General features: G+C 44.4%; 28 protein-coding genes. 26 read left to right on the top strand and 2 right to left on the bottom strand.

The genetic code is table 11. The features are described from left to right. The first annotated feature begins 91 nt into the window (after positions 1 to 91). The 19 genes from KNO90_RS01955 to KNO90_RS01865 all read left to right on the top strand — a co-directional run bounded on the left by KNO90_RS01955 (position 92) and on the right by KNO90_RS01865 (position 20,475). A complete protein-coding gene (locus KNO90_RS01955; protein WP_215112902.1) occupies positions 92 to 1,564 on the top strand; it encodes an alpha-amylase in 1,473 nt (490 codons plus the stop codon). A gap of 84 nt (positions 1,565 to 1,648) precedes the next feature. Next, entirely contained in the window at positions 1,649 to 2,257 is a 609-nt protein-coding gene (locus tag KNO90_RS01950) for a superoxide dismutase (protein ID WP_214777586.1), read from the top strand. A 157-nt stretch (positions 2,258 to 2,414) separates the two neighbouring features. Then, a complete protein-coding gene (locus tag KNO90_RS01945) occupies positions 2,415 to 4,478 on the top strand; it encodes a peptidoglycan D,D-transpeptidase FtsI family protein (RefSeq protein WP_215112901.1) in 2,064 nt (687 codons plus the stop codon). Positions 4,479 to 4,631: 153 nt separating this feature from the next. Next, positions 4,632 to 5,567, top strand: a complete 936-nt coding sequence (locus tag KNO90_RS01940) for a PstS family phosphate ABC transporter substrate-binding protein (protein WP_214777582.1) — start codon at positions 4,632 to 4,634, stop codon at positions 5,565 to 5,567. Positions 5,568 to 5,650: 83 nt separating this feature from the next. Continuing rightward, on the top strand, positions 5,651 to 6,595 hold the full coding sequence (gene pstC / locus KNO90_RS01935; protein WP_215112900.1) for a phosphate ABC transporter permease subunit PstC: 945 nt from the start codon (positions 5,651 to 5,653) through the stop codon (positions 6,593 to 6,595). A gap of 1 nt (position 6,596) precedes the next feature. Beyond that, on the top strand, positions 6,597 to 7,508 hold the full coding sequence (gene pstA, locus KNO90_RS01930; protein WP_214741162.1) for a phosphate ABC transporter permease PstA: 912 nt from the start codon (positions 6,597 to 6,599) through the stop codon (positions 7,506 to 7,508). A 109-nt stretch (positions 7,509 to 7,617) separates the two neighbouring features. Beyond that, positions 7,618 to 8,379 (top strand): phosphate ABC transporter ATP-binding protein PstB, encoded by a 762-nt coding sequence (gene pstB, locus KNO90_RS01925; RefSeq protein WP_224862754.1) that lies wholly within the window; start codon positions 7,618 to 7,620, stop codon positions 8,377 to 8,379. 16 nt (positions 8,380 to 8,395) lie between these two features. Continuing rightward, positions 8,396 to 9,058, top strand: coding sequence for a phosphate signaling complex protein PhoU (phoU, locus tag KNO90_RS01920; RefSeq protein ID WP_214741158.1), 663 nt, complete (start codon positions 8,396 to 8,398; stop codon positions 9,056 to 9,058). Positions 9,059 to 9,173: 115 nt separating this feature from the next. Then, complete coding sequence (locus tag KNO90_RS01915) at positions 9,174 to 9,923, top strand: DUF4912 domain-containing protein (RefSeq protein WP_214741156.1); 750 nt, start codon at positions 9,174 to 9,176, stop codon at positions 9,921 to 9,923. 14 nt (positions 9,924 to 9,937) lie between these two features. Next, complete coding sequence (locus KNO90_RS01910) at positions 9,938 to 12,139, top strand: 1,4-alpha-glucan branching protein domain-containing protein (protein WP_215112899.1); 2,202 nt, start codon at positions 9,938 to 9,940, stop codon at positions 12,137 to 12,139. Positions 12,140 to 12,223: 84 nt separating this feature from the next. Beyond that, positions 12,224 to 12,388 (top strand): 50S ribosomal protein L33, encoded by a 165-nt coding sequence (gene rpmG, locus KNO90_RS01905; protein WP_255313299.1) that lies wholly within the window; start codon positions 12,224 to 12,226, stop codon positions 12,386 to 12,388. A gap of 54 nt (positions 12,389 to 12,442) precedes the next feature. Then, positions 12,443 to 12,997, top strand: a complete 555-nt coding sequence (locus KNO90_RS01900; protein ID WP_215112898.1) for a 5-formyltetrahydrofolate cyclo-ligase — start codon at positions 12,443 to 12,445, stop codon at positions 12,995 to 12,997. After that, positions 12,976 to 13,746, top strand: coding sequence for a DUF92 domain-containing protein (locus KNO90_RS01895; RefSeq protein ID WP_215112897.1), 771 nt, complete (start codon positions 12,976 to 12,978; stop codon positions 13,744 to 13,746). The genes KNO90_RS01900 and KNO90_RS01895 overlap by 22 nt, the downstream gene beginning before the upstream one ends. 169 nt (positions 13,747 to 13,915) lie before the next feature. Then, a complete protein-coding gene (locus KNO90_RS01890) occupies positions 13,916 to 14,872 on the top strand; it encodes an L-lactate dehydrogenase (protein ID WP_215112896.1) in 957 nt (318 codons plus the stop codon). A gap of 122 nt (positions 14,873 to 14,994) precedes the next feature. After that, a complete protein-coding gene (locus tag KNO90_RS01885) occupies positions 14,995 to 16,047 on the top strand; it encodes a rhomboid family intramembrane serine protease (protein WP_215112895.1) in 1,053 nt (350 codons plus the stop codon). A gap of 12 nt (positions 16,048 to 16,059) precedes the next feature. Beyond that, positions 16,060 to 17,091, top strand: a complete 1,032-nt coding sequence (locus KNO90_RS01880; protein ID WP_215112894.1) for a M42 family metallopeptidase — start codon at positions 16,060 to 16,062, stop codon at positions 17,089 to 17,091. Then, positions 17,088 to 17,282, top strand: coding sequence for a YqgQ family protein (locus KNO90_RS01875; protein ID WP_214741141.1), 195 nt, complete (start codon positions 17,088 to 17,090; stop codon positions 17,280 to 17,282). Before KNO90_RS01880 ends, KNO90_RS01875 begins: the two co-directional genes overlap by 4 nt. A 92-nt stretch (positions 17,283 to 17,374) precedes the next feature. Continuing rightward, positions 17,375 to 18,337 carry an ROK family glucokinase gene (locus tag KNO90_RS01870; protein WP_215112893.1) on the top strand — a complete coding sequence of 321 codons (963 nt, stop codon included), beginning with the start codon at positions 17,375 to 17,377 and terminating at the stop codon, positions 18,335 to 18,337. 221 nt (positions 18,338 to 18,558) lie between these two features. After that, the gene (locus tag KNO90_RS01865) at positions 18,559 to 20,475 is read left to right on the top strand and encodes an LTA synthase family protein (protein ID WP_214741137.1); all 1,917 of its coding nucleotides are present in this window, start codon (positions 18,559 to 18,561) and stop codon (positions 20,473 to 20,475) included. Positions 20,476 to 20,606: 131 nt separating this feature from the next. On the opposite strand, the gene KNO90_RS01860 is transcribed toward KNO90_RS01865, so the two are convergent. Then, a complete protein-coding gene (locus KNO90_RS01860; RefSeq protein WP_214741135.1) occupies positions 20,607 to 20,786 on the bottom strand; it encodes a DUF2759 domain-containing protein in 180 nt (59 codons plus the stop codon). Positions 20,787 to 20,943: 157 nt separating this feature from the next. Between KNO90_RS01860 and KNO90_RS01855 the strand changes: the two genes are divergently transcribed. Then, a complete protein-coding gene (locus KNO90_RS01855) occupies positions 20,944 to 21,561 on the top strand; it encodes an MBL fold metallo-hydrolase (protein WP_215112892.1) in 618 nt (205 codons plus the stop codon). Between the two features lie 33 nt (positions 21,562 to 21,594). Here KNO90_RS01855 and KNO90_RS01850 read toward each other — a convergent pair whose 3' ends face one another. Beyond that, a complete protein-coding gene (locus tag KNO90_RS01850; RefSeq protein ID WP_012726597.1) occupies positions 21,595 to 21,858 on the bottom strand; it encodes a DUF2626 domain-containing protein in 264 nt (87 codons plus the stop codon). A 249-nt stretch (positions 21,859 to 22,107) separates the two neighbouring features. Between KNO90_RS01850 and KNO90_RS01845 the strand changes: the two genes are divergently transcribed. Genes KNO90_RS01845 through KNO90_RS01820 form a run of 6 tightly spaced genes read left to right on the top strand, consistent with a single transcriptional unit; the run spans position 22,108 to position 25,287 of the window. Then, positions 22,108 to 22,494: a Spx/MgsR family RNA polymerase-binding regulatory protein gene (locus KNO90_RS01845; protein WP_214741131.1), complete on the top strand. Its 387-nt coding sequence runs from the start codon at positions 22,108 to 22,110 to the stop codon at positions 22,492 to 22,494. A gap of 58 nt (positions 22,495 to 22,552) precedes the next feature. Then, complete coding sequence (locus tag KNO90_RS01840; RefSeq protein ID WP_214777561.1) at positions 22,553 to 23,377, top strand: ATPase, T2SS/T4P/T4SS family; 825 nt, start codon at positions 22,553 to 22,555, stop codon at positions 23,375 to 23,377. Further along, on the top strand, positions 23,341 to 24,318 hold the full coding sequence (locus KNO90_RS01835; RefSeq protein ID WP_215112891.1) for a type II secretion system F family protein: 978 nt from the start codon (positions 23,341 to 23,343) through the stop codon (positions 24,316 to 24,318). Before KNO90_RS01840 ends, KNO90_RS01835 begins: the two co-directional genes overlap by 37 nt. A gap of 15 nt (positions 24,319 to 24,333) precedes the next feature. Continuing rightward, positions 24,334 to 24,636, top strand: a complete 303-nt coding sequence (locus tag KNO90_RS01830; protein WP_214741125.1) for a prepilin-type N-terminal cleavage/methylation domain-containing protein — start codon at positions 24,334 to 24,336, stop codon at positions 24,634 to 24,636. 29 nt (positions 24,637 to 24,665) lie between these two features. Then, positions 24,666 to 25,064 carry a prepilin-type cleavage/methylation domain-containing protein gene (locus tag KNO90_RS01825; protein WP_353048457.1) on the top strand — a complete coding sequence of 133 codons (399 nt, stop codon included), beginning with the start codon at positions 24,666 to 24,668 and terminating at the stop codon, positions 25,062 to 25,064. Continuing rightward, positions 25,057 to 25,287 carry a hypothetical protein gene (locus KNO90_RS01820; RefSeq protein ID WP_251127351.1) on the top strand — a complete coding sequence of 77 codons (231 nt, stop codon included), beginning with the start codon at positions 25,057 to 25,059 and terminating at the stop codon, positions 25,285 to 25,287. Before KNO90_RS01825 ends, KNO90_RS01820 begins: the two co-directional genes overlap by 8 nt. The last annotated feature ends 9 nt before the right edge of the window (positions 25,288 to 25,296 follow it).

Raw genomic sequence — 25,296 nt, 5'->3', positions numbered from 1 at the left:
GACTGTCGCTTTTTTGTTTTCAAACTAAAATTGCTGGGTAAATAGTCGTTAGCATTTTGTTTTTTGAAAAATATGAAATGAGGCGAACAAAATGGAACGAAATCACACCATGATGCAGTTTTTTGAGTGGCACGTCGAAGCAGACCAAAAACACTGGAAGCGACTAAAAGAGAGAGCTAAAGATTTAAATAAAGCTGGAATCACGGCGCTATGGCTACCACCTGTTACAAAAGGACAAAGTAGTGAGGATACGGGATACGGCATTTATGACTTATATGACTTAGGTGAGTTCGATCAAAAAGGGACAGTTGCCACGAAATATGGGACGAAGAAAGAACTTCTTGAAGCAACATCGTATTGTCAGCAAGAACTCGGGATGCAGATTTATATGGATGTCGTCATGAATCATAAAGCGGGTGCAGACGCGACCGAGAAGTTTAATGTATTAGAAGTCGATCCGAATGACCGCACAAAAGTATTGTCAGATGAGGAGTTTGAAATCGAAGGTTGGACGAAGTTTGACTATGAAGCGCGTGATGGGAAGTATTCATCGTTCAAATGGAATTTTAACCACTTCAATGGTACGGATTATGATGCCGCGACCGATCGTTCTGGCATCTTCTTCATCGTTGGAGAGAATAAACGATGGAATGATAATGTCGATGATGAGTTCGGTGTCTATGATTATCTCATGTTTGCGAATATCGATTATCATCATCCTGAAGTTCGGGAAGAAGTATTAAACTGGGGAAAATGGTTCATCGAAGAGACGAAGTGTGATGGTTTTCGTCTTGACGCCATCAAACATATCAACTATGACTTTGTAAAAGAGTTCAGTCAGACGATGCGCGATGAAAAGGGTGATGACTTCTATTTCGTCGGAGAGTTTTGGAAATCAGACCTCGATGCCTGTCGTGAGTTTCTTGATAACATCGATTATAACGTCGATTTGTTCGATGTTCCGCTTCATTATAAATTGCATCAAGCCTCGGAAGAAGGGGCCGCGTTTGATATGCGCACCATTTTTGATGATACGCTCGTTCAGTCACACCCACTTCACTCGGTAACGTTTGTGGATAATCACGATTCACAGCCTGAAGAGGCGCTTGAGTCATGGGTGAAAGATTGGTTCAAGCAAATCGCTTACGGTCTCGTCCTACTTCGTAAAGATGGATACCCTTGTGTATTTTACGGAGATTATTATGGAATCGACGGTCCTCATCCGACCGACGGAATGAGACTTGCAATCAATACGTTGCTCTACTCCCGTCGTGAAAAAGCATATGGGAAACAAGAAGATTATTTTGATGACCCGAATGTGATTGGATGGGTTCGTCATGGTGTAGAAGAAATCGATCGTTCCGGATGTGCCGTTCTCATTTCAACTTCAGACGAAGCTGAAAAAAGAATGTTCGTCGGAGAAGCGCGCGCGGGAGAGACGTGGGTCGATTTGACGAATACACGTGAAGATAAAATTGAGATTGATGATGAAGGATTTGGGGTATTTAAAGTGGCGGCGGGATCTATTTCGGTCTGGGCATTACCAGAAGAAGATGTAGAATGAAGCATTACAATTGAGTCGACCGTCACAAATCTGTTACATTTAAGACGAACGTTGTTCAAAACACATTTAAGGGGGATTTTAGTAATGGCTAAATTTGAATTACCACAACTTGATTACGCATATGATGCACTCGAACCACACATTGACGCACGCACGATGGAAATCCACCACACAAAACACCACAACACTTACGTTACAAACGTAAACAATGCACTCGAAGGGAAAGATGTGGAGTACTCTTCACTCGAAGACTTGCTTCAAAAAATCGATTCGCTTCCTGCTGACATTCAAACTGCTGTCCGTAACAATGGTGGCGGCCACTGGAACCACTCATTCTTCTGGAAACTCTTGAAGAAGAACGAAAATGGTACACCATCTGGTGAACTCGCTGCTGCGATTGATGAATCGTTCGGTAGTTTCGAAGCATTCAAGGATGAGTTCACGAAAGCTGCAACAACTCGTTTCGGTTCAGGATGGGCATGGCTCGTCGTGAAAAATGGAAAACTCGAAGTAACGTCTACACCAAACCAAGACTCACCGATCATGGAAGGCGTTACGCCGATTCTCGGACTCGATGTTTGGGAACACGCTTACTACTTGAACTACCAAAACCGTCGTCCTGACTACATCAACGCATTCTTCCACGTGATCGACTGGGATTATGTTGGAACGTTGTACGCAGACGCAAAATAAGTTGACATCACCCGAGATTCTCATGAGAGTCTCGGGTTTTTTTATGCTTTTCATTATTTTGTAAACAAATTATGATATAGTGAAAAACGGACAAAATGACAGGAATCTCTGTCTTCTTTCATATAGAAGGAATTGATTGCGGAAGGAGTTAACGGACTTGGCTAAAAATCGTGTGAAAGTGCCGAAGAAACGGCGAAACCACTTACCGTTACGCTTGAATTTACTATTTTTCATCGTCTTTATTCTCTTTGCGACCCTTATATTCCGATTAGGTGTCGTTCAAATCGTGAACGGAGAATTAATCGCGCGGGAAGTACAGAAAACAGAGTCGAGTAAAATCAAATATGAGGTACCGCGTGGGAAAATTTATGATCGGAACGGTCAAGTGCTAGCGGACACCATTTCCAACTATTCGGTCATGTATCGTCGTTCGCAAGTGACGAAAACAGATGAACGATTGGACGTTGCGAAAAAGTTGGCGGAAATCGTGGATATTCCAAAAGATGACCGCAAGATGACGGAACGTGACCGGAAAGACTATTGGATTGCAACAAATCCCGAGTTGGCGCAAGAGCGTACGCAAGCGTTATTAGAAGAGTTGTCAGAAGAGGAGCGGGCCGCGCTATCCAACCAGGAAGTGGACCGACTCTTACTCGACTCCATTACAGAAGAAGAAATTACGTTTGATGATGCGACAGAAGAAATCATCGCCATCAAACACAATATGGAGAGCGGATATGCGCTCGACCCACAAGTCATTAAAATCGGAGCGAGTCCGAAAGAGATGGCAGTCATTGAAGAAAACTTAGAACTGTTGCCTGGTGTCAGTGTCGAGCCTTATTATCAACGGGATTACCCATTCGGCGATACGTTTAAAAGCTTCTTAGGAAGCTATCGCCAAATCCCGGCAGAACAACGCGCATCTTATCAGGCGAAAGGTTATGGGTTGAATGACCGTGTCGGGACTTCTTATTTGGAACAACAATATGAAGATGTCCTTCGTGGAACGCCTGCATACGATGTCTTTACTACCTTCAAAGGGGAGCCGGTCGGGGAGCCGACGCGAGTGAGCGGGAATCCAGGAAAAGATATCGTCTTGTCGACAGACATTGAATTCCAAAAAGAAGTCGATGAAATTTTGAAAAAGGCAATTCGCGCTGGACGGTCTGGCAGTCCACATTTCGATCGGGCGTTCGCAGTCGTCATGAACCCTCAGACGGGCGAACTGTTGGCACTTTCTGGACAAGAACTTGATTTAGAAACGAATGAGTTTAAAGACGTTTCAACAGGTACTGTCCTTCGGGCGAGCCAAATCGGATCTACCATTAAAGGCGCCACGGTCGCCTATGGATTTGAAGAAGGAGTCGTCAAACCGGGAGAATATATTTACGATGCTCCGATTCGAATCGGTTCGTCTGTGAAAGCTTCATATCGAAATATGGGCAACATCAACGACTTAGATGCTCTTGCGATGTCTTCGAACATCTACATGTTCCAGATTGCGTTGCGCTTGGCTGACTACTATTCGACAGGTCAAATCGTCGGAGAAAATGTCACACAGGCATTTGAAACGATGGAACACTACTATAAACAATTCGGACTCGGAATCGAAACGGGAATCGACTTGCCATTTGAGTCAACCGGTTTCCGCAGTGTACCGGACCGTGTCACGCTCCTCATGGATATGGCCATCGGACAATATATTTCATACACGCCAATTCAATTGGCACAATATACGTCTGCCTTAGCAAATGGAGGATATCGTGTGCAACCGCACTTGTTAAAAGAAATCATTGAGCCCGGTTCGCTTGATGAAAACAAGAAACAAGTCGTTAGCACGTTCCAGCCGAATGCATTAAACAAAGTCAATATTCAAGACGAATACATTCAGCGCGTTCGTGAAGGGTATCGTCAAGGGGTAGAATCATCATCCGGATCATCTCGTATTTTGCAACTGACTGGTATGACTGCTGCCGGTAAAACGGGAACAGCACAAGCAATCGCTGAAGGCGAAGACGGTCAGGCAAAACGAAATGCGAACGGAGAACCAATCAAGACATTGAACTCAAACCATGTCGGTTGGGCGCCTTATGATAACCCTGAAATTGCATGGGCAATCATTATGCCAGGTCTTGAGGCAGAGGGGATTAACACTCGTGTCGCACATGACATCATGAAAGCTTACTTCAATCTAGAAGATGTGAATGCAATGCTTCAATAAAAGGAGTCACTTCGGTGACTTCTTTTTTTGTCTTTACAATTCTTTTACGTTCCGTTTATTTCTCGTTAATAGAAGTTCATTAGGATATTAATTGTAGGACAGAACAACAGATCCACAACAAAAATCAAAGCAAACTCAAGGAGGACGTCACAAATGTCTTGGATGAAAAAATCAGCTTTACTCGCTTCGATCACTTCAGTCGCACTCGTAGGTGCTGCTTGTGGGAATAACGAAGAAGGCGGCGCTGCTGAAGGCGATGCGCTATCAGGAAAAGTCGTCATGGACGGATCATCAACTGTATTCCCAATCATGGAAGCAGTCGCAGAAGAATATTCAGCTGAACAACCAGAAGTTGAAGTGACAGTCGGTGTCTCTGGAACGGGTGGTGGATTCAAGCGCTTCGTGACGGGAGAAACTGATTTCTCAAACGCGTCACGTGAAATTAAAGAAGAAGAAGCTGCTGAAGCTGAGAAAAATGGTGTGGAATTCACACAACTTGCAGTCGCACTTGACGGTCTTTCACTTGTTGTGAACCCGGCAAACGATTGGGCACAAGATATTACAATTGAAGAATTGAAAAAAATGTGGACAGATACAAGCGTGAAAACATGGAAAGACGTTCGCTCTGACTGGCCAGATGAAGAAATTTCATTCTTCGCACCAGGTAAAGATTCAGGTACGTACGATTTCTTCGACGAGAAAGTTCTTGATGAAGTCGATATTCGTCAAGACGCACAATTGTCTGAAGATGACAACGTACTCGTAACAGGTGTAGCTGGCACAGAAGGTGCAATCGGATTCTTCGGATTCGCTTACTACCTTGAAAACCAAGACACACTTCGTGCATTAAATGTTGAGGGCGTTGAGCCGACACATGACACGATTAACGATTTATCTTACCCGCTCTCACGTGAAATTTACACGTACGTCAACAACGCTTCGTTGAAAGACAAAGAGCAAGTTGCGGACTTCGCACGTTTCATGAACGAAAATGCAGCTGACCTTTCTGAAGAAGTCGGTTACGTGAAAATGGAACAAGGCCGTTACGATGAAAACATGAAGATGATTGATGAGATCGCTGGAGAATAAGATGATGCGTGGCAGAAGGTGAGACACGGTCTCGCCTTCTCGCCATGCTTTCTAGTATGAAGAGGTAGGGAGCGATACACGAGATGAACCAACCAAAAAAAGAGCTCTCGATTCGAGAGATGATTCAACAAAATAAGCAAAAAAAATATAGTACGACGAACGTGTTTGATAAAATCATGCCGTTCTTATTATTCTTGAGCGCATTCGTATCAGTCGTTACGACGATCGGTATTGCGTTCACACTAGGATTTGAGCTATTCAAATTCTTCGAACGAGTCCCTGTCGCTGAATTTTTAGGTTCGACAGAATGGTATCCACTAAGTGCAGATCAGCGCTTCGGGGTATGGGCTCTCGTCATGGGAACACTCCAAATTACTGTAATTGCGATGATTGTCGCCGTTCCACTTGGTTTGGCATCAGCCATCTACTTAAGTGAATATGCTTCTGAACGAGCTCGCCGAGTGTTGAAGCCGATTTTAGAAGTGTTAGCCGGTGTGCCGACCATCGTATTCGGGTTCTTCGCTTTGTCGTTCATCACACCAGTATTACAGGCACTCATTCCAGGACTTCAAATTTATAATGCACTCAGTCCAGGGATTGTTGTCGGAATCATGATTATTCCGATGATTGCATCGATTTCTGAAGATGCGATGAGTGCAGTGCCTAAAAAAATCCGTGATGGCGCGCTTGGTCTTGGTGCAACGCGCCTTGAAGTAGCGACGAAAGTAGTTATGCCTGCAGCAACGTCGGGAATCATTGCCTCAATCGTTCTTGGGATGAGTCGTGCAATTGGTGAGACGATGATTGTGACGATCGCCGGTGGTTCACAACCGAACTTTGAGTTCAACCCACTTAATGCGATTCAAACGATGACTGCTTATATCGTTCAAATCGCGAAAGGTGATGCAGGTTATGGCACAATCGAATATTACAGTATCTATGCGGTCGGTGCGTTATTGTTCGTCTTTACTCTATTGATGAACTTATTCGCAAACTGGGTGACGCGCCGCTTCAGAGAGGAGTACTAATATGGCTTTACCGAACAGTGAGTTCAAGAATACAAAGAACCTGATGAATCGCGAGACGGTGTCTGCGCGCATCAAACGTCGTTTACAAATGAATGAGATTTTCAAATATATCTTTTTGGCAGGTCTTGTCTTCGCGTTGGTCGTCTTATCAACGTTGATTTATGACATCCTCTCAAAAGGGGCGGGTTGGGTTGACCTCGATTTCTTGCGTAACTTCCCGTCAAGACGTCCAGAACAGGCTGGATTGTATCCCGCATTAATCGGATCAATTTGGCTCATGTTCCTCATCGTACCGATGGTGTTTGTCATCGGTGTCGGTGCCGCCATCTATTTAGAAGAATATGCACCGAAAAATCGAATGACTTCATTTATTGAAGTGAACATTTCGAACTTGGCTGGTGTCCCTTCAATCGTATTCGGATTGCTCGGTTTGACGATTTTTGTTCGCGTCATGGAGTTAGGGAACTCGATTATGGCTGGGGCATTGACACTTGGACTTATGAGTCTACCAATTGTCATCGTCGCTTCACAAGAAGCGCTACGAGCTGTCAAGATGGAATTGCGCCATGCCTCGTTGGCTTTAGGTGCCTCAAAGTGGCAAACAACATTCAACGTAGTCTTACCATCAGCAATCCCTGGGATCATTACGGGGATTATCCTTGCCGTTTCTCGTGCAATTGGAGAAACAGCGCCTTTGATTATGGTCGGAGCTGCGACGTTTATTTCAACGACACCAAGCAGTGTGTTCTCTGACTTCACGGCACTACCGATTCAGATTTACAACTGGACGAGCCGCCCACAAGCAGAGTTCCAAAACTTAGCTGCAGCGGGAATCATCGTACTCATGACGATGCTCATCGCGATGAACTCGGTTGCAATTTATATTCGAAACAAATATACAAATCGACATTAAGGTTTTTTGCAGATGAATGGGGAGGAACCTCGAGATGATGAAACAACAAGAGCTCAATAAAGGAGATCAAAACGTGAACACAACTACGACAGAACCGAAAACGACTGAGATGAAAAAAGATAGTGCCTATGTCGTCAACAATTTGAACTTGTGGTACGGAGAAGACCAGGCTTTGATTGACGTCAACCTCGATATTAAAAAGAATGAAGTGACGGCAATCATCGGACCATCTGGTTGTGGGAAATCGACATTCATTAAAACATTGAACCGCATGGTCGAACTCGTCCCATCGGTTCGTACAAATGGTGAAATTTTATATCATGGTCGTAACATCTTCGATCGTGGATACAAGGTAGAAGATTTGCGTACGTCGGTCGGGATGGTATTCCAACAACCAAACCCGTTCCCGAAATCGGTTTATGACAATGTGGCATATGGGCCGCGGACGCATGGCATCAAAAATAAGAAGGTACTCGATGAGATTGTCGAGCGTTCATTGCGTGGGGCTGCAATTTGGGATGAAGTAAAAGACCGTTTGAATGAGAACGCCTATGGTCTCTCAGGTGGACAACAACAACGCCTCTGTATCGCACGCACATTGGCAATCGAACCTGATGTCATTTTGATGGATGAACCGACGTCTGCCCTTGACCCGATCTCTACTTTAAAAGTAGAAGAGTTGGTTCAAGAGTTGAAAGAACAGTACTCAATCATCATCGTGACGCATAACATGCAACAAGCTGCCCGTGTTTCGGATAAAACGGCATTCTTCTTAAACGGAGAGGTTGTCGAGTTCGATGTAACAGATAAGATTTTCTCGAATCCATCTGATAAACGGACGGAAGACTATATTTCTGGCCGTTTCGGTTAAGGAGGAGACTAGATTGATGGCACAAAATCGCACATTTTTTGATACGAAATTGATTGAATTAGAAGATAAGGTGGTCCGTTTGGCAAATTTGACAATGCGTCAAACGGCAACCGCCATCGAAGTGTTAGAAAAACATGACCTCGAATTAGCTAAGACTGTCATTGAGAACGACAATGAACTCGACGACTTAGAATTGACGATCAACGATGAAGCAATTCTATTGATTGCCAAACAACAACCGGTCGCAACTGACTTGCGTCGTTTGATCGTGACGATGAAGTCAGCCACAGATCTCGAGCGGATTGCAGATTATGCGACGAATATTGCTAAAGCGGTCACTCGAATCGAACATGTTCCTTATTTACACGACATTCAACCGCTCAAACAGATGGCTGAACAATTGATTGATATGCTCGAACTTGCGACGCGCGCTTATCGTAAAGGCGAGGTAAGTCGTGTTCGTGAACTCAACGAGATGGACAGAGTCATTGACGACATCAATTTAACTGTAATCAAACAATATATCGGTTCACTTCCTGCGATGACGGTTGGAACGAACGATGTATACGAATTCTCGAACATCGCTCGATACCTCGAACGGATGGGTGACCATGTGACGAACTTCGGTGAACATTTAATTTTCCTTGAAAAAGGGAAACATTATGATTTGAACCAATAAGATTAGTGGTAAAGAACAACAGTGCTGTTGTTCTTTATTTTTTTGGGCAGGAAATCAAACTCAAGGAGCGAATAATAGTCTACATGGATTTTTACATGAAGGGAGCCATATAGAGATGGAAGAGAAAATCGTATCCTTGAAACAACAAGGACTTACGCTAAAACAGATTGCGGCAGAACTAGACGTCCCGATTGGCAAAGTCCAATACGCATGGCGGAAATGGAGAAATCAGCAACAAGAATCGGAGGCGGTTGCCCCTGTGAAACCAAAGGGTGGAAACAAGAAATCAAAGGCGACAGTTGAAACGTCTAAAAAACAAGTCGCATCGACAAAGGAAACGCTTGATGGAGCGACTTCTCCACTACTTGATCAGGGTCCAGAGGGTTTTTGGCAACTTCCAGACCGATACAATGTCGATTTTTTACACGCGGTCGTTCAGTCCCCGAACTCAGTGTACGTTTGTTGGGAAGTGTCTGATCTTGTCAAAGAGACGTTAGAACTCCAATTCATGAGAAGATGGGAAGACTTGCCGAAAGCGTTTCGAATTCTAGACGTGACATTACTGGACTACAGTAGCGGTCAGGCAAACCGATCCTACACGTTCGACCTTCCAGAAATGACGAATAGCTGGTTCGTTCGTCCACTAGACCCGAATACGACATATGTGTTTGAATTTGGGATTCGCACAATGGAAGGGGAGTTTTTGCCGATTGTGGCGTCTAAACCGCTGGATACGCCTCGTGCGGAGCCGAGCGGCACTGGTCGATTCGCGGAACCGGTACGCCGTTGGCAATACGGAGAAGTCGACTCTCCTGAAGTACTCGATACATTACCAAAATATGCGGCATACCGTTACGTACGATAAGGAGGACTCTATACATGAAACCTGGATACTTTTCACTCGTCCTTCATGCTCATTTACCGTACGTCCGGCATGAAGAAAAACATCGTTTAGAAGAAAGATGGGTCTATGAAGCCATCTCTGAAACATATCTGCCGATTTTATGGCAAGTAGACCGCTTGAAACGACCCTTGCATTGGACGGTCAGCATTTCACCACCGGTTGTCGAGATGCTTGCCGACCCACTCATTCAAGACCGTTATGTGGAACATTTGGATGAGATGCTCGAATTGATTGAACTAGAGTTATCTGAAGACAGAACAGATGCAGAAACAGCAACGTTACATTTTTATCGTCAGCGGTATAACGATTTGAAAAATACGTTTTTGTATTGGGATAAAAACTTGAACGAGGCGTTCCGTACATATCGTGAAGCGGGATATATCGACATGGTCACTTGTACGGCAACCCATGGATTTAACCCGCACCTATTTACAGAGCAAGCTGCACGCGCGGAGATCCGTACGGGCTTAAATTGTTTTGAACGTCATTATGGATTCCGACCGACCGGCATTTGGTTACCAGAGTGTGCCTATACACCGGGTGTCGACCGAATTTTATTTGAAGAGGGCATACGTTATACCTTTGTCGACGAACATGCTCTTCTCGACGCAGATCCGACACCTGAGAAAGGGATCGGAGCGCCTGTATATTCACCACATGGTGTTGCGCTATTCCCTCGGGACCAAATCATTTCGGGTAAAATTTGGAGTTCGATGATTGGGTATCCGGGTCACCCGGACTATCGTGAATTTTATCGTGATTTGGCATATGATCGGGATTGGGACTACATTCAATCCTTTATGCATCCAGAAGGGATCCGTTTCGATACGGGACTAAAAATGCACCGGATCACGGGCGATACAGATCAGAAAGATTTCTATGTACGGGAATGGGCGGAGCATCAAATCGGAAATCATGCGATGGACTTTGCCAAAACCTTAGAATCGCATCTCGAGGCACACAGTGCTCAAACCTTCCCACCTTTCCTCGTCACGGCACCGTTTGATGCGGAACTGTTCGGTCATTGGTGGTTTGAAGGACCAGAATTCCTTGGCCAAGTCGCAGAACGACTTGATGAGTTTGGGATCGAGACGATCACGCCGGCCATCTTCCTAGAACGTCATTTTAAAGATTTACAGACCGTTCACGTCTCGATGAACACATGGGGACGTAAAGGATATGGCGAGGTTTGGATCAATGAACGGAACGAATGGATGCTTCGACACCTTCATATGATGGAGATGCAATTGGTTAAAGATGTGGCAGACTATCGCGAGCAATCTGAGTTAACCGATCGTGCGTTGAAGCAATTGATCCGTCATTATGTGTTGGCCGTATCGAGCGACTGGGCGTTCATTTTAGATGGACAAACGACTGCGCAATATGCAGCTGAACGCTTCCGTGAGCATGCGCGTCTGTTCGCAGAACTAGAGACGGCGCTCTATCAGGATTCGCTTACACCTCAATTACTAGACGAACATTATAAAGCGTATCCGTTTCTTCAAGATGCAGATATCGAAATCGATTCATTCCTAGCGCCTCATGATTATTATGTGACAAAGGAACGCGTTCAAGAGGACCCGGCCATTTTGGTGCTCACTCCTGAATATCACGGTCATCTCGTCGGTGGACTCGGGAAACGAGTCATTGATGAAGTGGAAGCTAGAGCGAATGAAGGAGAAGTCGTTTACGTACTGACACCATATCACGAAGGATTGCCGGAGTATGAACGACATGGGAATATTCATGTCTATCGTGTTCGACCGACGAGTCCATTTTTAGAACATGTCATGAATCAAGTGGCCACACAAAATATTGCCTATGTGAAGCTTGTACATGAGCTGGCGAAACGAGTTCCGTTCAAAGTGGTTCACCATTTTGATTGGATGACGATTCCTGCTGCGAGAGAACTTGCGCATTCCCTTGAGCTTCCGTTATACTCAACTATGTTGTCCTTTGAAGCGACACGCAATCCGCATGGTCACGGTGGTTTGTTCGATGCGATCCATCGAATTGAAAACAGCGTGTTCCCTGTCGCGAAGGTTGTCTATGTCGGTGAAGAGATCTCCATTCCTGAGCTGAAACAACGGTATCAGTTGAGTGAGAATGTCAACACATGCCTGCCTCTTGAAACTTCTCCGTATGGACAGGATTCAATGAAAAAGAACGTGAAATAACCTTGCTTTTTCACAGGAAACTTGGTAGGATAATTGAGTATGCTTAGACTGTAAAGCAAAAGCACTTGATACAACATCATTAAGATGGGAGTGAAAGAAATGCGCGTTAAAATTACATTAGCTTGCACAGAAACAGGCGATCGCACGTACATCACGAAGAAAAACAAACGTAACAACCCTGAGCGCCTCGAGTTGCGCAAATACAACCCACGTCTCCGTCGTCACACGCTTTACCGCGAAGTGAAGTAATAAGGGACCGGCCGTCACATATGTGGCGGCTTTTTTTGTAAGGAGGAATACGTTGTGGATGAAAAAGCTGCGCTTAGACGTACCGTACATCAGTACATTAGACAAATGGAAAATCGGCAAGAAGTGGATGAGTTGATTCATCAACGACTGTTCGCGACGTCTTTGTGGAAAAATAGTCAAACGATTGCTGTGACATTGTCACTCCCACTTGAAATCGAAACATCACCGATTATTCATGAAGCATTTAAAGAAGGAAAAACGGTGTGTGTCCCGAAAGTAATGGAGCAGGGGCTTACATTTCATGTCATCAACTCATTCGATGACCTTGAGATCGGTGTCATGAATATATTAGAACCAACGACTTCTCCAACGACGCAGACGATTGATTTATGTCTCGTCCCAGGACGAGTGTTTGATCGTTCTGGATTTCGCGTCGGATGGGGCGGGGGATACTATGACCGATTTCTAGAAACATACGAAGGTGTGACCCTTTCACTAGCTTATTCTGCCCAACTTGTAACACACGTACCGACAGAACCGCACGATCTCCCAGTACAGTGGATTGTGACGGAAAAGGAGAGTATTCAATGTTTGCCATTTTTATCGTGACATGCGTTGTCGCCTATCTCGGGTATCGATTACACTCCTTGACGCTCTCAGGAGCTCTATTGACAGTTGTGACGGGTACGGTAATTGGATTATCGTTTGGATGGTTTGGACTTTACTTACTCGGTGTATTTTTCTCGACATCCTCGCTCGCCTCGAAATATCGCTCTAGGGATAAGCGAGGGGTCGACGATATCGTCGAAAAGACCGGTGCCCGTGATGCCATACAAGTATTGGCGAATGGTGGGGTAGGTATCCTTTGTGCACTCGGATTTTTATATACGAAAGATTACGTCTTTCTCTATATGTACATCGTTTCCATTGCAGCCGCGACGAGTGATACGTGGGGATCGGAATTCGGTGTATTATCGTCTCATCGACCGCGATTCATGTTCACGTTTAAACGAGTTGAACCGGGCACAAGCGGAGCAGTGTCAACGTTTGGGACGATGATGTCCATCGTAGGAGCGTTCGTGATCGTGTTGTCTTCAGTATTGTTTATCGAAGTGGACCTACCGCTCTTTCTAATGCTTTGGGCAATCGGTCTGAGTGGAAGCATCATCGATACGTTACTTGGCGCGACAGTGCAGCGGAAGTTTCGCTGTGACGTCTGTGGCAAACTGACGGAGAAAAAAATTCATCATCAAGTCCCGACGATTTATGTGTCAGGGTCCCGTCTACTCGGGAATGATGCGGTTAATTTTTTATCCGTGTTTGGGGCAACGATGATTTGTTTTTTCGTATTCAGATGAGGGTAGTACAGAAAATGAAGATGTTTCATCCGAATGTGAATGTTGTCACAATATCGCCAAAGTGAAAACGGTTTCCACTGTAGTTAGGGTTTGTGAATGATGTTACAATCTTTATGTAACAGAGATAACAAATACATGAAACAGATTGTTCGAAGGGTGGAGAATCAATATGGAAACATTAAATCATGCTAAAGTAACACGTGTCGCACTTGTAGGGGCAGGGGCAGTAGGTGCGAGTTTCGCATACCAATTAACGACAGCTAGTCTTTGTGAGGAGCTTGTCATCATCGATATTAATAAAGCAAAAGCCGAAGGCGAAGCGATGGACTTGAATCATGGTGTTTCCTTCGCTTCATCTCCGATGCGCGTCTGGGCAGGGGATTATGCGGACTGTGGGGTTGCTGATATCGTTGTGATTACGGCAGGTGCTCCGCAACGTCCAGGGGAGACACGCCTTGACCTCGTTGAAAAGAATGCGAAAATCATGAAGTCCATGATTTCAGAGATTATGGAGTCTGGATTCGATGGAATCATCATCATTGCATCAAACCCGGTCGACATCATGACACATCTCGCTTGGAAATATTCAGGTCTTCCGAAACATCGCGTCTTCGGTTCAGGTACCGTGTTGGATACATCCCGTTTACGCTATATGTTAGGGGATTACTTCAATGTCGACCCGCGCAACTGCCATGCCTACATCATGGGTGAGCATGGGGATACGGAGTTCGCTGCATGGAGTAATGCGCGCATTTATGGAAAATCAGTCGAGCAGTTGCTTGAAGAACATGACGAATACAACTGGGAAGACCTTGAAGACATCTACGTAAATGTTCGTGATGCCGCTTATCATATTATCGAGCGCAAAGGTGCGACGTACTATGCGATTGGACTCGGCCTCCTTCGGTTGGTGAAAGCTGTTCTTCGTAACGAGAATACGTTGTTGACAGTCGGTGCACACCTTGATGGAGAGTATGGATTGCGCGATATTCATATCGGTGTGCCAGCAATCATCAACCGTCAAGGCGTTCGTGAAGTCGTTGAGATTGAGTTGTCACAAGAAGAGCATGAGAAAATGCAACATTCTGCGAACGTACTCATGAAAACAATGGAGCCTGTCTTGTAATCTTCACCCTATGAAAACCCGTAGCCATATGGTTACGGGTTTTTATACATAAAGAACGAATCATCGTTTGGTCGTGCGTCGTTTCGTGATTTACAATAGAATTGAGAGAGGAGGGGGTTTAGTTGGCAACGAGTTGTTTTTGGGAAGATATTTATCATGCGGTTGAAAGCGGTGGACGCATCGAAGGAGTTTTAGAGCCTTCCCGTGCGGTCATCTTGCTCGATACGAAAGCGGGCGATCGCTATGATTTATACATCCAAACTGAAAAGGCATGGGTGAATCATGTCGCAATGGATATCCACGCCATCTTAAACGCCTTTCGTCTTGCCCGAATCGGTCGGAAGCGGTTGACGATTCATCTGTACGGGGAGAGGTTAGTTGATGAAGAAAGAATTAACTCGTTATCCTTTTCGATTCCTGCGAAAGTGACGTTGGCTCGATCGATTTGTACTCCTACGATGGAAGAAGATCGGTTTCGTCTTCTTGCGGTCTCGCTCGATCGGAAGAAGAAAGTGGAGCTTAAGAAGCGATTTTCGTTTGGCAAACCGAAAGTAGTGTACGGACTCCTACTCCTTACATTTTTAGTGATGTGGGTAGCGGAGTCGGTCGGCTCGACATTTGACCCGAATACGTTGATCACATTCGGCGCGAAAGTGAATCCGCTCATCGAACAAGGAGAATGGTGGCGATTGCTTACCCCGATGTTTCTACACATCGGTTGGTTTCATTTTGCGATCAATATGTTTGCGCTTTGGTCACTCGGCCCACTTGTTGAACGAATGTATGGGTCAATCAGATTCTTGATCATTTATATCATCAGTGGGGTATTGGCGACGACGGCATCGTTCGCCTTCAGTGAATCCATATCGGCGGGGGCGTCTGGTGCACTCTTTGGATTGGTGGGCTCGCTACTTTACTTTGGATTACGAGATCGTTCACTTTTTATGAAGACGCTCGGACCTCCATTGTTTATTATGTTAGGATTAAATGTGGGCCTGGCATTTGTTTTAGGTGCAAGTTTAGACCATTTCGCACATGCAGGTGGACTAATGGGTGGATTCTTCGTCTCCGGAGTCGTCGGATTGCCTGATGAGAAAAATCGAACACAACGAATCTTATTTTCTGTGCTCACAATCCTATTATTTGGATTCTTGTATGGGTACGGATTTTGGTAAGGGGAGAGCAAAATGAACAAGATGATGGATACATTAAAGACATTAGTGAATATTCCGAGTCCGTCTGGTATGACGGAAGAAGCTATTTCATATACGGAGAGCGAGCTACGCGCTCTCGGAGTCACTACGTCTCGGCTACATAAAGGAGCATTGCTAGCGACATTCCCTGGCCGGTCAACAAAAGCGCGTCTGTTAACAGCGCACGTCGATACGTTAGGGGCGATGGTGAAAGAGATCTTGCCGAGTGGGCGTTTGCGTTTGACTCAAGTCGGTGGTTACGCCTGGACGGCAATCGAGGGGGAGAACTGTCTTATTCATCGTGAAGAAGGAGAAGCCATTGAAGGTACGATTCTCATTCATCAGTCGAGTGTGCACGTTTATAAGGATGCCAATTCTGCGGAGCGTTCAGCATCGAATATAGAAGTCCGACTCGATGAAAAGGTTCACTCGCGTGAAGAAGTGAACGCACTAGGGATTGAAGTGGGGGATTTCGTCTCATTTGACCCGCGTTTTAAAGTGACGTCTTCAGGTTATGTGAAATCACGCCATTTGGATGATAAGGCATCCGTCGCTATTTTATTAGACCTCGCAAAAGACTTGGTCGATCAAGACTTACCACATACAGTTCATTACTTAATCTCAAACTATGAGGAAGTCGGCTTCGGAGGGAATGCAGGTATTCCAGAAGCGGTTGTGGAGTATGTCGCTGTCGATATGGGGGCACTAGGGGATGGACAACATTCAGATGAATATACCGTCTCGATCTGTGCCAAAGACTCTTCTGGACCATATGACATCGGATTGCGTCGGAAATTTACGTCACTTTGTAAGTCTTACGAGATCGACTATAAGGTAGATATATATCCATACTATGGTTCAGATGCATCAGCCGCCATTCGTGCCGGTTATGATGTACGACACGCATTGGTTGGACCTGGAATCGAATCCAGTCATAGCTATGAGCGGACTCATACGTCATCTATGGAAGCCACGAGAGAACTGCTATACCGTTATGTGCAATCAACGATGGAGGAAGAAGCATGAAAAACTTTTATGATGTCCAGCAGTTTTTAAAATCATTCGGAACCATTATTTACATTGGAGAACGGGATGCTGAAATCTCACTCATGATGATGGAACTTGATGAAATGTATGAGGGGGGCATCATCGAACAACGTGTTTATGATACGGCTAAAATCATTTTGACCCATGAATTGAAAAATTCAACGGATTGACAGAAACCCCTTAGTGCAAAGGGTTGCACTAAGGGGATAATAGTGTACACTAATCAATGAAAGCGATTTAGTTGAGATGAGGAGTGAACGATATGAAATGGTTACTAGGGATCGACATCGGAGGTACAACGGTGAAGATGGCTGTTTTAGACATGAACGGCATCATTTCTGATAAGTGGGAAGTCAAAACGGATATTCGAGAAAACGGTGTACATATCCCGAAGGACATTGCAGCTTCTTTTGAAACATATTTAGTGACATCAGGTAAAAAGAAAGAAGATTTTGCGGGCGCTGGAATCGGCGCGCCAGGGTTCATCAACTTCTCAGAAGGGGTTGTTGAATATTCTCCAAATATCGGGTGGAAAGACTTCGCACTTGTGAGCGAATTCGAACAGGCGGTCGGTCTTCCGGCTGTACTTGAAAACGATGCGAATGCTGCAGCGCTCGGTGAAATGTGGAAAGGCGCTGGAGAAGGGGCATCTGAATTGTTGGCGATTACGCTTGGAACGGGCGTCGGTGGTGGTGTGATCACAAATGGAAATATCGTCCACGGAACAGCAGGTATGGCTGGAGAGATTGGTCATATTACGGTAGAGCGTGATGATACAAAAGCTGTAAAGTGTGGTTGTGGTCGTTTGGGATGTATCGAAACCATTGCATCCGCTACGGGCATCTCACGATTGGCTCTGCAGAAACGGAAAAATCAAGACACATCCTTGAACGACCTAAAGGAAGTGACGGCACGTGACGTCTTTGAAGCATATAAGGCGGGCGATTCGATCGCAACATCAGTCATTGACGAAATGACGGAATATCTTGGCTTGACGATTTCGAACATCGCGAACACGCTCAATCCAAAAATGATTGTCATCGGGGGTGGCGTCTCTAAAGCTGGTGATGCATTACTCGAACCGTTAGACGCTCAATTTAAACGGTTTGCGCTCGAACGCGTCTACGAGTCAACGACTTTCAAAATCGCAGAACTTGAAAACGATGCCGGAGTAATCGGGTGTGCGTGGTTAGCACGTAAACACTTCCTTCCGACACGCGTATAATGACGACACGTCTGCTTGATGCAGGCGTGTTTTCTTATGGGAAAGGGTATGGGATATTGTAAAATTTGTAACGTCATAGTTGATTTTTTATTAAAAAAGGAGTAAGATTTGGTCTTGATACTGGACGTGTACTATTCATTTTGAATTGTACAATGTATGAACAAATATAAAAATGGCTATGAAAACTTGCCTAAAAACTGAAAAGAGGAGGAGACCGTCTGATGAATTCATCTCAACGCTTCTCGAAGCTATCGACGAGACTGAACGACACGGTCCGTACTTCGTTTCAAGAATATCGTTTATTTTGGATTTTTACGTTATTGCTTTGGACGAAGACGTACATCGTCTATCAATTTTTCTTTAACATTCCGATTGAAAACACTGCGCAGGCATTTATCTTACTGATTAGCCCGATCAGTTCGACCTTATTCCTGTTCGCCTTCCACTTCTTCTTTAAAGGAAACAAACAAAAATGGGTACTCTTCACCCTTTATGCGGTTGCTTCATTCGTTCTGTTTGCGGATGCCGTGTATTTTCGGGAATTCACGGACTATCTGACAGTTCCTGTCATCATGCAACCGTCGAACATGGAGACGATCTCTTCATCGTTTACTTCATTATTAGAGTGGAAAGACTTAATTATTCTTGGTGATGTGTTCGTTCTTCCATTTATTCTATGGCGGATGAACTTGAAAGAGAATGCGGCATCACATCGTCGTGCTCTCATCACATTTGTTGCAGCCGTATCTGTATTCTTATTCAACCTTTCTTTGGCTGAGACGGAGCGCCCTGAATTGTTGACTCGCTCATTTGACCGTGAGCTTTTAGTTAAAAACATCGGAACATTTAATTTCCATGTATATGATGCGATGCTTCAAACAAAAACATCTGCTCAAAAGGCAATGGCGGACGAATCAGAACTCGCAACAATCGAACAGTTCACTCGTCAAAATTATGCTGCACCGAATCCAGATTTGTTCGGGAAGTATAAAGGGAAGAACGTCATCGTCGTTTCGTTTGAATCGACTCAGAACTTCACGCACAATATGAAAGCACCGAATGGAGAGTACATTACGCCGAACTTGAACAAGTTGATCGATGAATCTCATTATTGGCCAAACTATTACCATACTGTTGGTCAAGGGAAAACATCGGATGCAGAGTTTGCGCTAGATAACTCTTTATATGGCTTACCACGTGGTGCCGTATACTTTACGAACGCAGATAACGAATATCAGGCACTTCCTGAGTTAATTAAAGAAGACAACTATTACTCAGCAGTGTTCCATGCGAACAACAAATCGTTCTGGAACCGTGATCAAATGTATAAAAATGTAGGTGTCGACAAGTTCTTTGATGAGAAGAGCTATGACCTCGGTAATCCTGAAAATATGACAGAGTGGGGTCTTCTAGACGATAGCTTCTTCGAGCAATCGATTCCAATGCTTAAAGAATTACCGGAACCGTATTACGCGAAGTTCATTACGTTGACGAACCACTTCCCATATACGATGCCGAGTGAGGACTATGAGCTCGTACCGAAGTTCGAGACAAGCTCGACCACATTGAACAATTTCCCTCAGGCACTCGCCTATCAAGATTACGCACTCGGTCTCTTCATCGATCAATTGAAAGAGAACGGGATGTGGGATGATACCATCTTTGTCGTCTATGGTGACCACTATGGAATTTCGACAAACCACAACGATGCGATGGCTGAGTTGCTCGGAAAAGACGAATTGACGCCTTTCGATGTAGCGAAGTTACAACAAGTACCATTCGCAATCCATTTACCGGATCAGAAGAAAGGTGAAGTGCATGAGACGATCGGGAGTCATGTCGACATGAAACCGACAATCTTACACCTTCTTGGAATTGATACGTCGGATACGATTGGATTCGGGAACGACTTGTTCTCAGAAAATCGTAACAGTCGTGCTATTTTCCGTGACGGTACGGTCGTGACGGATGAGTATGTATGGACACAATCGACATGTTACAATGCGACTTCTGGTGAAGTTGTGGAAGACACGTCGCTATGTGGTCCGATGACAGAAGAAGCGGAAAAGATTTTGCAAATGAACGACGACTTAATTTATTCCGATCTTCTTCGTTTCAAAGAACAGACAAAAGAATAAGCAGTTTACGGACCGATCCATTTAGTGGAACGGTCCGTTTTTTATTTGAATTCATTTTCATGGACAGAGGTTCAACTAAAAAAATGAAACAAAAAAGCGACCGAAGTCGCTTAATGATTGCGTGATGCCAATTAACCTGGAATTCCACCGTAGATTAAGGTAGCGATTCCAAAGAATCCGAATACGAGTACAGTTAAACCTGCAAATACGAGCGGAAAGAATTGGCGTTTTTGGAATGAACGAAGCATTCCCCAGATAGCCACAATCGCAATGATGACGGACATCCATCCGAACGGTTCATACAAATGCATGACGAGTTCCCCCTTTAATTATACGTCATGAAATTCATAAAAATTTCACTGAAATATCATTATTATTTTATCCGATTATTAGGGCGCTGTCGAGTAAAGGTTGACATCGATACAATTTTGCCACAATATTGTTTTGAACAAGAAGGGGATGAACGATATGCAAATCAAAAAGATTACATCTGGTTTAGCGCAAGAGAATGGATACGTCTTAGAAAAGGATGGCACGGTGGTCGTCATTGACCCAGGAACCGATGATCCACGCTTCTTTGAAGTAATCGATCGATTCGGGACACCCTCGGCGATATTGTTGACGCATGCGCATTTTGATCATATCGGTGGCATCGATGCACTTCGCGAACGCTATCAAATACCTGTGTATATACATCGTCTTGAAACCGATTGGCTAACGAATGGAGAAAAGAATGGGGCCTCTGCGTTTAACTTACCGATGCCTTCGATGAAACCCGCAGAGAAAACATATGAAGGTGATGTTTTAAGAATCGGGAATCTCACATTTCATATCTATCATACACCGGGTCATTCCCCAGGAAGTGTCGTATTGTATATGGCTGATGAAAAGACTGCCTTTTGTGGTGACTTGATTTTTAAACAATCCGTCGGACGGACGGATCTGTTTGGTGGTGATCAGTCAACATTAATGGGATCTATCGATCGGATGAAGCAACTCCTTCCTGATGAGACGATCCTTTACTCGGGACACGGTCCGCAGACGACGCTCGAAGAAGAAAAACGTACAAATCCGTTTTTCACATAATAAAAAAGATTGTCTCCGGTGAGACAATCTTTTTTACATTTGGAAGTTGCTCCAATACGTAAAGACAACGAAGAAAATTGTCAAATACGCACCGAACACATATACATACGTTTTTTCAGTTAACTTTAAGTAACCAAGAGCGACGAAGAAAATCGTTTGTGCTAAGAAGACAAGTCCCATCACGATAAAGTCGCCGGTATGTTCACTACTGCTTTGGTCGCCGCCTAGTGCGCCTACGAAAGCAAGTGCCGCTACTAACCCAGTCCAAAAGCCTAGGACACGAAACATTCTTGCCATGTTAATCCCCCCATACGTGCATTATTCCATTCTCATTCACTATTTTACCAACACATTCGAAAAAATGCTATGGAAACGTGAGAATTGAGCAAAATAATCGTGAAAAATATGTGAAGTGAATACGGAAAATAAAGTTGTACAAAAAAATTAAAAAAGTTGTACAAAAAGTGTACAAAAGGGGTATAGGGATGTATAATCAACTTATACAAACTGAGCGAAGTGAGAAGTTGAATGAGGGAGGAACATATAATGGCATCAGAACTAATGTTTTACACGTATCCAAGTTGTACATCATGTAGAAAGACGAAAGCGTTTTTACAAGAACAGGAACTGCAAGTGAGCGAACGTCATATTTTCAGAGATGCACCGACTGTCGATGAACTATTACAGTTACTTGCGATTAGTGAGGAAGGCGTTGACTCCCTCCTTGCGACGAGAAGCCAGGCCTTCAAACAACTTGATGTTGATGTGGAGGATTTGAAATTAAGTGAATTACTCAAATTGATGAGTGAAAATCCAAAACTACTAAAACGTCCGATCCTGACTGATGGAAAAGAAGTGATTGTCGGCTATGACAAGGTTTCAATCGAAACATATGCGCGTCGTCATAATGTAGTTTCAGTCCAAGTTTCATAAAACAAGTCCACTTTAAACTTAGTGGGCTTTTTTTTATGCTTATAGCGAGGTGATTGAGATGAAGGAGCTCATTGAAGAACTAGTAATTTCGGCACGTCGAGTCGGCGCGAGCGATCTTCACTTTATACCGGATTTCGATAAGGTGAAAATTCAAATCAGATCTGCGATGAGATTAGTCGAGTTTCGATCAATCGATGTTGATCTGTATGATCGACTGACGTTTCATATGCGCTATTGGTGTTCATTATCTGAAACGAATCAACGGATTCCGCAGTCCGGTGTCTACGAACTGAATCAAGATGTGATTCGAGTGACATTTTTGCCTTCATTTACTCAGACGATGATGTCTTGGAGGATTCCGCACCATGTGTTCGAACTTGATGAACTGTTACATGTACATGATGTAGAACGTTTTAACAAAATGGTAGCGGCTCGTCGTGGACTATTCTTCATAGGTGGGTCTACTGGAGCTGGGAAGACCACGGTATTATATGCATTATTAAATCAATTGAAGCATGAACGAATTGTAACGATTGAGAACCCACCGGAGCAGGTCGTTGAAGGGGTTATTCAATTAGAGGTGAACGCGAAAGCAGGACTAGGGCATCAGCAGTTGTTAAAAGAAACGCTTCGTGCAGATCCGGATATCATTGTCATCGGGGAAGTTCGGACTGAAGAAGAGCTACTTGTCGCATATGATGCCGCGCTCAGTGGACATATGACTATTACCACGTTCCATACAGCATCCATAGAAGACGGAGAGAGACGATTGGAGCAGCTTCTTGGGAGGTCGTCTGTTGAAAGACATTGGTGTGTATTGACCCGGAATCAGGAGGTGACTTGTGAATGGTCCGCACTGACTTCAACTCATCCGCTCGATTGATTCAACGATTCCTACGTCTTCAGTCCCGAGGAGTCTCGCTTAAAACGACGATGGAAACATTGGAGTTTCATGAGAGAGGGAATATGAAAGAAAAGGTTCATCACATGAGGATGCTATTAGAGTCGGGCACAGAGTTGTCTAAAGTGTTCTCGGTGATTGTCACGAATAAACAGATGCAAGAGATGTTACATACAGCGGAACAGAGCGGTCGATTCATCGATGGATTGTCTCAAGTTGTTCAAGTGTTAGAAATGAGGCAGCGCGGTAAAAAAGAATTGAAACGACTCATCCGCTATCCGTTGCTCATTTTTTTCATCCTACTTCTGTTAGGCATGATTTATGCGTTATACATTTTTCCGAAGTTGATGGGAATGGTAGATCTTTCATCGCATAGCGGAGTGGCTACGGTTCTATTATCCCGTTGGTTCTTTCCGATACTATTTTGTACGTTCTTCACGGTAGGCGTAATCTTATACGTTTTACATCGGAGAGGAACCGAACTTCCATTCTACATATGGAAACGAGGAAAAACATTATATATGACGTATCTATTCGTCAGTGAACTGTCATTGCTTCAGAAGACCGAGACAAATATCCGTCAAATCATTTCTCGACTTTCCGATGAGGAAGGGGAGATGGCTGAACTGGCAAAACGAATTCATCAGCGAATGTCTGATGGGAAGAGTATTGAGGACGCAACGAAAAGTGAGCCGTTCATTGACTATGAGGTCGTGAGTTTATTGGGTGTAGGGGCGATGAGTGGTGAGCTCGGCGAATTGATGTCCCTTCACCGAGAGCTCGTTTTCGAAGAAATGGAGCAGTATATTCGAAGTCTAATTGAAAAAGTAGAACCAGCTTTATATGGCGTGTTAAGCATGATGATTGCAGTCTTATTTTATACCTTGTATTTGCCGGTCAAACTCATTATGGCCCAATTATGAAGGGGGAACTTACACATGAAGGAAGAGGAAGGGTTCACACTGATTGAAATGGCGGCAGTTCTGTTAATTATTTCCGTGCTTCTTTTATTGCTTGTCCCATCTCTAACGGAAGGGAAGTCGCGGGCGGATCAAGTAAGTTGTGAAGGGAGCGTGCGAATTGTCGAGTCCGAAATTAATTTGCACTACGCAGAGCATAAAGGATATCCGGTGACGTTAGAGGAAATCAATCGAGCCTCTGCTAAAGACCCACTCGTTTATAGTTGTCAATCGGTCGACTATACGTATTCGCCTCTCGACGGAACATTGACTAAACAATGAGGGGCTATACGTTAGTGGAAGTGACCTGGGTGTTAGTGGTCTTATCTTTTCTACTACTCATCAGCGCGCCGGTTGTGAAGCCATTCGAACGAATTGAACTTTTCGACTTTACTGACTCATTAGTTGCCGACATTCAAGAAGCGGGACAGTATCCGTATATTTCTGAGGATGGGAGTTGCGTGCCAAAATTGCTTTGGGTTTCGAAACAAAAAACGTACCTTATTGTATGTGGGAGAAGTGTGGTTCGAGAAGTGGATGTGCCGAGTGGCGTAAAGGTATACTTGCCTTCATATCATACAATCACCTTTTCACAAGCGACGGCGGCTTATGCAGGTCAATGGAAATTTGTCAGTGGAAAAACGTCTGTGACGCTTAAGTTTCGAATCGGTACATACGAACCGGAGGTGATTGTTCGTGAAGATGGATGAGATGGGCTATTCACTGTGGGAATTGAGTGTCAGCATTGCGGTTGTGATGGGGTGGATCTTCATATTGACATCATTCGTAGTGCAAGGGAATGAACGAGTCGATCGACTGAGTGAAACGTTGTTTATTTTTGAGCGATTACAAGGGGAGGTGCTACTTGAGGCTGCTGAACCGTCAGGACGTGAACAAGTATGTGAGAAAGAATTTTGTTTACCGACATTATGAAAATGGGTT

Origin of the sequence: Exiguobacterium sp. s63 (assembly GCF_018617335.1) — a bacterium.
In the GTDB taxonomy this organism is placed as follows: domain Bacteria; phylum Bacillota; class Bacilli; order Exiguobacteriales; family Exiguobacteriaceae; genus Exiguobacterium.
This window is presented reverse-complemented; position numbering and strand designations above follow the sequence as displayed.

Bases quoted from the DNA above. Each gene is read 5' to 3' on its own strand.
- KNO90_RS01955 (WP_215112902.1), top strand. From the start codon at position 92: ATGGAACGAAATCACACCATGATGCAGTTTTTTGAGTGGCACGTCGAA.
- KNO90_RS01950 (WP_214777586.1), top strand. From the start codon at position 1,649: ATGGCTAAATTTGAATTACCACAACTTGATTACGCATATGATGCACTC.
- KNO90_RS01940 (WP_214777582.1), top strand. From the start codon at position 4,632: ATGTCTTGGATGAAAAAATCAGCTTTACTCGCTTCGATCACTTCAGTC.
- pstC (WP_215112900.1), top strand. From the start codon at position 5,651: ATGAACCAACCAAAAAAAGAGCTCTCGATTCGAGAGATGATTCAACAA.
- pstA (WP_214741162.1), top strand. From the start codon at position 6,597: ATGGCTTTACCGAACAGTGAGTTCAAGAATACAAAGAACCTGATGAAT.
- pstB (WP_224862754.1), top strand. From the start codon at position 7,618: ATGAAAAAAGATAGTGCCTATGTCGTCAACAATTTGAACTTGTGGTAC.
- phoU (WP_214741158.1), top strand. From the start codon at position 8,396: ATGGCACAAAATCGCACATTTTTTGATACGAAATTGATTGAATTAGAA.
- KNO90_RS01915 (WP_214741156.1), top strand. From the start codon at position 9,174: ATGGAAGAGAAAATCGTATCCTTGAAACAACAAGGACTTACGCTAAAA.
- KNO90_RS01910 (WP_215112899.1), top strand. From the start codon at position 9,938: ATGAAACCTGGATACTTTTCACTCGTCCTTCATGCTCATTTACCGTAC.
- rpmG (WP_255313299.1), top strand. From the start codon at position 12,224: ATGGGAGTGAAAGAAATGCGCGTTAAAATTACATTAGCTTGCACAGAA.
- KNO90_RS01895 (WP_215112897.1), top strand. From the start codon at position 12,976: ATGTTTGCCATTTTTATCGTGACATGCGTTGTCGCCTATCTCGGGTAT.
- KNO90_RS01890 (WP_215112896.1), top strand. From the start codon at position 13,916: ATGGAAACATTAAATCATGCTAAAGTAACACGTGTCGCACTTGTAGGG.
- KNO90_RS01880 (WP_215112894.1), top strand. From the start codon at position 16,060: ATGAACAAGATGATGGATACATTAAAGACATTAGTGAATATTCCGAGT.
- KNO90_RS01875 (WP_214741141.1), top strand. From the start codon at position 17,088: ATGAAAAACTTTTATGATGTCCAGCAGTTTTTAAAATCATTCGGAACC.
- KNO90_RS01870 (WP_215112893.1), top strand. From the start codon at position 17,375: ATGAAATGGTTACTAGGGATCGACATCGGAGGTACAACGGTGAAGATG.
- KNO90_RS01865 (WP_214741137.1), top strand. From the start codon at position 18,559: ATGAATTCATCTCAACGCTTCTCGAAGCTATCGACGAGACTGAACGAC.
- KNO90_RS01860 (WP_214741135.1), bottom strand. From the start codon at position 20,786: ATGCATTTGTATGAACCGTTCGGATGGATGTCCGTCATCATTGCGATT.
- KNO90_RS01855 (WP_215112892.1), top strand. From the start codon at position 20,944: ATGCAAATCAAAAAGATTACATCTGGTTTAGCGCAAGAGAATGGATAC.
- KNO90_RS01850 (WP_012726597.1), bottom strand. From the start codon at position 21,858: ATGGCAAGAATGTTTCGTGTCCTAGGCTTTTGGACTGGGTTAGTAGCG.
- KNO90_RS01845 (WP_214741131.1), top strand. From the start codon at position 22,108: ATGGCATCAGAACTAATGTTTTACACGTATCCAAGTTGTACATCATGT.
- KNO90_RS01840 (WP_214777561.1), top strand. From the start codon at position 22,553: ATGAAGGAGCTCATTGAAGAACTAGTAATTTCGGCACGTCGAGTCGGC.
- KNO90_RS01835 (WP_215112891.1), top strand. From the start codon at position 23,341: ATGGTCCGCACTGACTTCAACTCATCCGCTCGATTGATTCAACGATTC.
- KNO90_RS01830 (WP_214741125.1), top strand. From the start codon at position 24,334: ATGAAGGAAGAGGAAGGGTTCACACTGATTGAAATGGCGGCAGTTCTG.
- KNO90_RS01820 (WP_251127351.1), top strand. From the start codon at position 25,057: ATGGATGAGATGGGCTATTCACTGTGGGAATTGAGTGTCAGCATTGCG.